Genomic DNA, 1,519 nt, shown 5'->3' with positions numbered 1-1,519 from the left:
GTCTTATTCTAGAAACGAGTGCAAGAATTAAAAATCGCCACCAGTTGCTAGTAAGCCGTTCTCATCCCTGGGATTTTAAAATAAAAATGGCTGATTTGTCATTGGTATTAGATGGAGAGCTTAAGTTTGAGTAAATATAAATATAACTTTTTCCGTCACCTCTTGCTGCTACTAAAGTTCTTTCAAGAGTGGAAAGTATAAAGATGTTCCTTATTGGGTGCATGAATTCAAGATCATAATGAGTTGCGGCCGCAACTCATTTTCCTATTGTGCAAACAGGCTTTCTAGTTGAATAAGTATAAACGCTTAATGGGTATTTGACTTTAAAATGTACATTAATTATGGTTTGCTAAATTAAAGTAAATAGCTAGTAAGTAAATTAAATAAATATATGCGCCACTGCCCAAATTCTACTCAAAAACATTAAGCAACCTTTTTCACTTCTTAAGAAAATAAGTACACCAAGAGCCATTAATACAGTGATGATATATAAAGGGCTATAAGTTAGTTGCGCCAATAAAGTAGTCGTCGGTTGTCCTTCTAAGTCAGTCATTTTGCCTCCAAATTAATAATAATATCTATTTTATCAGAATTATCTTAATGAGTAACTACAAGAAATTTCCGGAAGAACTTTATTGCACAGTTCGAACATATTATGTACTTCTTGTTCCACGAGCGGGTGCGTTCGCGAATGATTAGATCGGGATAAGGCATACGGATGCATTACTAGAACAACGGTAAGTATTTTCTTCTTTCATTCAAAATTTTAGATGTATATTCATTGATCTTATTATAAGCGGAAGGTGAGAAAAATTCGCAACAAGTGGAGAAGTTTAACTGCCGAGAAAATTTTCCACGAAGTGAACGGGCACCAAGTAAGATCGGCTGGAACAGAGCAAAATGCCCGCATTAAAGTATCTAGCGGACATATCGGTTGGGCAGATTTAATTTTTGTTATGGAAAAGAAACACATCAGAAGACTTAGAGAAAAATTTGGACCAATGATAAATGGGTCCAAGAAAGTCATTTGTTTAGATATCCCTGATGAATATACATTTATGGATGAAGAACTTATAGAGATTTTGAGGTCAAGAGTTTCAAACTATATCGAAATACCTTAAGAGAGTTACTGCAACTGCTCTTTTTTATTAAATTAAAATTTGGTGAGGGTAAGGTCAATAACACCTTTAACAATAATAGAAGGCTTGGTATTCTTGGATTTCTAATGGTTAACTTAGTTAAGGTGTTAAAAAAATAAGGGATATTTAGGGGAAATGTTCAATGAAATCTATTACTTATCCGTTTAGTGCCTTGATTATTGGAATTTCAATAATCATAGGTGCAATAATATTAAAGGGGACTTTTTTTATAAACCAAAATGATTCTAGCATCAAAAATACTTCAACGTCGGTTTATTCTGTGAATACTCCAAATATCCTGACGAAAAAACAACTTTCAGAATATCTTCAAGTTAATGAAGAAACGATCGATGGAATTATGAAAGAAGATAGGAGACAAA

At 33.2% G+C, this 1,519-nt stretch carries 3 protein-coding genes; 2 read left to right on the top strand and 1 reads right to left on the bottom strand.

What is annotated here, in order from left to right:
• Positions 1 to 379: 379 nt before the first annotated feature.
• Positions 380 to 553 carry a hypothetical protein gene (locus V7659_RS26460; RefSeq protein ID WP_335543071.1) on the bottom strand — a complete coding sequence of 58 codons (174 nt, stop codon included), beginning with the start codon at positions 551 to 553 and terminating at the stop codon, positions 380 to 382.
• 259 nt (positions 554 to 812) lie between these two features.
• Here V7659_RS26460 and V7659_RS26455 point away from each other — a divergent pair, with 259 nt between their 5' ends.
• A complete protein-coding gene (locus V7659_RS26455; protein WP_420491420.1) occupies positions 813 to 1,121 on the top strand; it encodes a low molecular weight protein tyrosine phosphatase family protein in 309 nt (102 codons plus the stop codon).
• A gap of 160 nt (positions 1,122 to 1,281) precedes the next feature.
• Positions 1,282 to 1,519: hypothetical protein (locus tag V7659_RS26450; protein ID WP_335543069.1), on the top strand; the 238-nt coding region annotated here is incomplete at its 3' end.

It is taken from the genome of Neobacillus drentensis (assembly GCF_036966985.1).
Lineage (GTDB): Bacteria > Bacillota > Bacilli > Bacillales > Cytobacillaceae > Neobacillus > Neobacillus drentensis_E.
Note: the sequence above shows the minus strand (reverse complement) of the source record. Positions and strands in the feature narration are given on the sequence as shown.

Bases quoted from the DNA above. Each gene is read 5' to 3' on its own strand.
- V7659_RS26460 (WP_335543071.1), bottom strand. From the start codon at position 553: ATGACTGACTTAGAAGGACAACCGACGACTACTTTATTGGCGCAACTA.